Annotated in this window: 4 protein-coding genes and 1 pseudogene; all 5 read left to right on the top strand. The window is 43.0% G+C overall.

What is annotated here, in order from left to right:
• Window positions 1–377: ketopantoate reductase family protein (locus RYL27_RS10775; RefSeq protein ID WP_314967153.1), on the top strand; the 377-nt coding region annotated here is incomplete at its 5' end.
• A gap of 127 nt (window positions 378–504) precedes the next feature.
• Window positions 505–588: pseudogene (locus tag RYL27_RS11505) on the top strand (N-6 DNA methylase); the annotation flags it as partial.
• Between the two features lie 577 nt (window positions 589–1,165).
• On the top strand, window positions 1,166–2,290 hold the full coding sequence (locus tag RYL27_RS10765; protein ID WP_308579142.1) for an extracellular solute-binding protein: 1,125 nt from the start codon (window positions 1,166–1,168) through the stop codon (window positions 2,288–2,290).
• A gap of 77 nt (window positions 2,291–2,367) precedes the next feature.
• Window positions 2,368–3,471, top strand: a complete 1,104-nt coding sequence (locus tag RYL27_RS10760) for an ABC transporter ATP-binding protein (RefSeq protein ID WP_314967152.1) — start codon at window positions 2,368–2,370, stop codon at window positions 3,469–3,471.
• Between the two features lie 16 nt (window positions 3,472–3,487).
• On the top strand, window positions 3,488–5,137 hold the full coding sequence (locus tag RYL27_RS10755; RefSeq protein ID WP_314967151.1) for an ABC transporter permease: 1,650 nt from the start codon (window positions 3,488–3,490) through the stop codon (window positions 5,135–5,137).
• Window positions 5,138–5,216: the final 79 nt, after the last annotated feature.

Here is a 5,216-nt window from a genome sequence, read left to right as displayed (position 1 = left end):
TCCGCCGTGACTGCATGAAGAAATTTGCCTACCTCTCGCCGCACGGTGCGGTCGGCACTTACTTCAATATCACGGCGGCGCATTTGCAGCGCGAGGGCGAGTACCGGAACTTTTATCGCGGCCTGGTACGCGAAGTGCTCGCGATTGCGGAGAAGATGGGCATCGCCATGGACGGCTACAGTGAGGCGGACAGCCTGAAGGTGGTGGACGGACTTGCGCCCGAGATGACCACCTCGTTTCAGAAGGATGTCGCGGACATGAGGAAGTCCGAGGTCGACGGGCTTATTTATGAAGTGCAGCGCCTCGGGAAGCGCTACGGGATCGAGACGCCCTATTACGATAAGGTGATTGAGTCCCTGCAGGCGCGCAGCCGATAGTTTTGTCTGAAAACGAGTATGCTGTCGTATCGTCTAATCAGCAGTTGCAGCCGTTAGCTCAGCAAATGCTGGATAGTGAAATCGAAATTTCTTGAAACGGACAAACTTTATCGCCAAAAGCTCTCTCGGAACTTCTATTGCGACCTGTATTATGGTTCTGAAAAAGGGTAAAGTCGACAACGAAACGCTGTTCATTGATGCCTCCGCTGGGTGAGTCAAGGTAACGAACAACAATAAACTGACATAGTAAAATGTAGAAAGTTACTTAAAAATCTTGCGGATAAAGATTTATTAGAATGGCATGGAACATCACAAAATGATCGTACACAGCACTATACACTCAAATTCTAATTTTAAGAATAATTGGTTAAAAGAGTTGAGAAGAGCGTAGAAGAGTTGAGAAGAACGCAGAAGAGTTGAGAAGAGAGCAGAAGAGTTGAGAAGAACACAGAAGAGTTGAGAAAAACACAGAAGAGTTGAGAAAAACACAGAAGAGTTGAGAAAAACGCAGAAGAGTTGAGAAGAGAGCAGAAGAGTTGAGAAGAATGCAGATAAGTGGTGGAAGAGAAGCCGGGGACAGTAAGTTCGAAGGGGGGAACGTGATCAAAGCGTAGAAGGGATTATTGTGGGAAAGATGTAAAAAAGTTCCCTTCTTTGATAATAATCTATATTGAAATAATCGAATATTTCCTCAAAATATTCTCACTAAATCATTATACTGTAGCAAAATTGATGATTTTATGGTAAAATTCCAGATACAATTAAACATTTTGTACAGGAGGATTATTATGAAGAAAAAATTATGTACCGTGGCAGTATCGCTTATGGTAGGTCTTTCTCTGATGGCATGCGGGGGAAATGCAAAGCAGGCTGAGTCGGCAAAGGGCTCTGAGGCAGGAACAACGGCGGCAGCGGAAGAAAAGGGAACTGATTCTGCTGAGAAGGCTGAGGATGTGAAGGGCTCCGGAGAAGTTGTAGTGTATTCTCCCAACTCCGATAGTGAGATTGCAGCAGTAGTACCATTGTTTGAGGAGAAGACCGGCATTAAGGTTATCATTCAGTCCATGGGAACCGGAGATGTTCTTGCTAGACTGGAAGCGGAGAAGGACAATCCTCAGGCAGACGTAAACTGGGGAGCCATCAATATGTCTTTCTGGATGGGACAGCAGGATTTATATGAGAAGTATGTTTCTCCCAATGATGCAAAGTTACCAAAAGAGTATCAGAATCCTAATGGATATTTTGAGTATACAAAGCTTTCCGGTTCTGCAGCTCTTCTTTTAAACAAGGATGTTTTTAAAGAGCTGGGACTGGATGCGGAGAAGTTCAATTCCTACGAGGATTTACTGGAGCCGAAGTTAAAGGGACACATTGCTATGGGTGATCCGACAAACTCTTCCAGTGCCTGGGCAGAGCTTACCAATATGCTTTTGGTAAAGGGTAAAGAACCTTATGATGATGCCGCTTGGGATTGGGTAGCAAAATTTGTAGATCAGCTGGATGGCACCATTCTTTCCTCTTCTTCCCAGATTTACAAGGGAACAGCTGACGGTGAGTATGCAGTGGGTGTTTCTTACGAGGATCCCTGCGTAAGCTTACTGGAAGACGGCGCAGAGAATTTAAGAGTTGTTTATCCTTCTGAAGGTGCTGTATGGTTACCCGCCGGTGTGGCTATCGTAAAGGGTGCTAAGAATGAAGAAAATGCCAAGAAGTTTATCGACTTCCTGATTTCCGAAGAAGGACAGGAAGCTCTGAAGGATACCACCATTCGTCCGGTTATGACCTCTGTGGAAAATACTTCCGAGTTTATGCCTCCATTCTCCAAGATCAAAGTAGCTTATGAAGACATTAAGCTGGTAGCGGAGAAGAAGGAAGAGTGGCAGAATCGTTGGCAGGAGTTAGTAAAAAAGTAAAGAGTTAGAATAGGGGCTGTAAAAAATAGTTTCAATATTCTATTTTTTACAGCCCTTTTTGTAAAGGGGAAGATTTTATGAGCGTGAATATTCGAATCCAAAATGCAGTAAAGAAATATGGGGACAATGTAGTGATTCCGGATTTGTCCTTAGACATTAAAGAAGGAGAGTTTTTTACTCTCTTAGGACCTTCAGGTTGCGGAAAAACGACTTTGCTTCGTATGATTGCAGGCTTTAACTCTATTGAGGGTGGGGATTTTTATTTTGGAGATAGAAGAATCAATGATTTAGACCCTTCCAAGAGAAATATCGGAATGGTTTTCCAAAACTATGCGATTTTCCCGAACATGACAGTGGAAAAAAATGTGGAGTTCGGTTTAAAGAATAGAAATGTTTCCAAGGAAGAAAGAGTGGGAGAAGTTAAGAAGTTTCTTAAGCTGATGCAGATAGAAGACTTTGCGGAGCGTATGCCGGAGAAGCTTTCCGGCGGGCAGCAGCAAAGAGTAGCTTTGGCAAGAGCTTTGGTTATTAAGCCGGATGTGCTTTTGATGGATGAGCCCTTGTCCAATCTGGATGCCAAGTTAAGAATCGAGATGCGTACCGCCATTAAACAATTACAAAACAGTATCGGCATTACCACGGTTTATGTTACCCACGACCAGGAGGAGGCAATGGCGGTATCCGACAGAATTGCGGTATTTAACCATGGGGTGATTCAGCAAATCGGAACCCCCAAGGCCTTGTATCAAAGACCGGCAAATCTGTTCGTAGCCAATTTTATCGGTCACAGCAATGAGCTGGAAGGAAGCTTGACAAAGGAAAACGGTCAAATGGTGATTTCTGTTTGTGATGATTATTCCTTTGTCTTAAACAATGTAAAGGAAGAGCATTGTCAAGATGGTGTACTTCCTGTAAAGCTTGCAGTAAGACCGGAGGAGTGGATTATTCAGGAAGAAACAGAGCCGGGTATAGCAGGAACGATTATTGACAGCATTTTCTTAGGCTTAAATACCCACTATTTGATTCAGTTAAGTAACGGGAAAGAAGTGGAGGCGGTGAAGGAATCTGAAATTGACTCTATTTTGCCTAAGGGAAAGAATGTAAAGCTGCAGATTAAGAGCCATAAAGTTAATGTTTTCTTGGAAGGCGGCAGTGAAAATATTCTTCAGGGCGTGCTGTAGGGAGAGGAGAGAACGGATGAAAACAAAGAAAAAATGGGAAATCTGGACCTTCATCTCTATGACCATCTTAATCGTTTACCTGATTTTTATGATCTATCCCCTGTCCACCCTCCTTCGAAATTCCATGATTTTAAAGGACGGCGGCGTAGGCTTTGCAAACTTTCAGAGCTTTTTTGCCAAAAGCTATAACTTGCAAACCATTTACCATTCCTTTGCCGTGAGCTTTTGTGCCACCATTATCACTTTGATTGTGGGAATTCCCCTGGGCTATTTCCATAGTTTCTATAAAATCAAGGGACAGAAAATTCTACAGGTTTTTATCATTTTATGCGGTATGTCTGCCCCCTTTATCGGTGCTTATTCCTGGATTCTTTTAATGGGAAGAAACGGTTTGGTTACCCAGCTTTTTAAAAACCTCTTTGGCATTAAGCTTCCTACCATTTACGGTTTTAGGGGAATCATGATTGTAGAGTGTATGCAGTTATACCCTCTGGTGTTCCTGTATTTTTCTGCGGCTTTAAAGAATATTGACAATACCCTTTTGGAAGCTTCGGAAAATATGGGCTGTTCCGGATGGAAACGCTTCCTTACTTTGGTCATTCCTCTCTGCGCACCATCCATCATTGCGGCAACCCTAATGGTATTTATGCGAGCCTTTGCAGACTTTGGTACACCGCTGTTTATCGGAGAAGGATATAAGACCTTCCCTGTGGAAATCTATAACTCCTTTATGAGTGAGACGGGATCGGATAAGCACTACGCCTCTGCGGTGGCGGTGATTGCTATTGTGATTACCACCATCATTTTCCTGATTCAAAGATTTATTAACAGCCGTTTTTCCTTTTCCATGAATGCCCTGCATCCTATTGAGAAGAAGCCGGCAAAGGGAATCAAGGGGGTACTGATTCACCTGTATTGCTATTTGGTGGTGATTATCGCCTACGCCCCTCAGGTTTATGTGATGTATACCTCCTTCCTGAAAACCAAAGGAAAGAGATTTTTGAAGGAATTTTCCGTACAGAGCTATATTGATGCCTGGAAGTTCCTGGACAATGCCATTCCCAATACCTTTATTATTGCCGGAACATCTTTGATTTTGATTATTATCCTAAGTATTATGGTAGCCTATCTGGTGGTAAGAAGAAATAATTTTGCCAACAAGTTGATTGATACCTTGTCCATGATTCCTTATGTTATTCCCGGATCGGTTGTGGGTATTTCTCTGGTACTTGCCTTTAGCAGAAAGCCAATTGTGCTGGTGGGAACCTTTGCCATTATGATTGTGGCCTTGGTTATTCGAAGGAATTCCTATACCATACGTTCTTCCATTGCTATTTTACAGCAAATCCCCATGTCCATAGAGGAGGCAGCGATTTCTCTGGGAAGCAGCAAGATGAAGGCTTTCTTTGCGGTAACCATGCCCATGATGATTAACGGTATTCTTTCCGGAGCCCTGCTTTCCTGGATCAGTATTATTACGGAGCTGTCTTCCGGTATCATCCTGTATAACTATAGGACTACAACGCTGACGATTCAGATTTATACCTATGTTTCCAGAGGTTCTTACGGAATTGCGGCAGCAATGGCGACTATTTTGAGCCTGATGACCAGCATTTCTTTGATTGGACTGATGCTGTTCTCAAAGAATAAAAATGTGATGTTCTAAAAAGGGCTGTAAAAAATCAAAATAAGTTTTCTAAGCAATATAGGTCTAAATTTGGGGCACGCTCTCGCTAGCTTCGCCA

Source organism: Oribacterium sinus, assembly GCF_963537195.1.
GTDB lineage: Bacteria > Bacillota > Clostridia > Lachnospirales > Lachnospiraceae > Oribacterium > Oribacterium sinus_A.
This window is presented reverse-complemented; position numbering and strand designations above follow the sequence as displayed.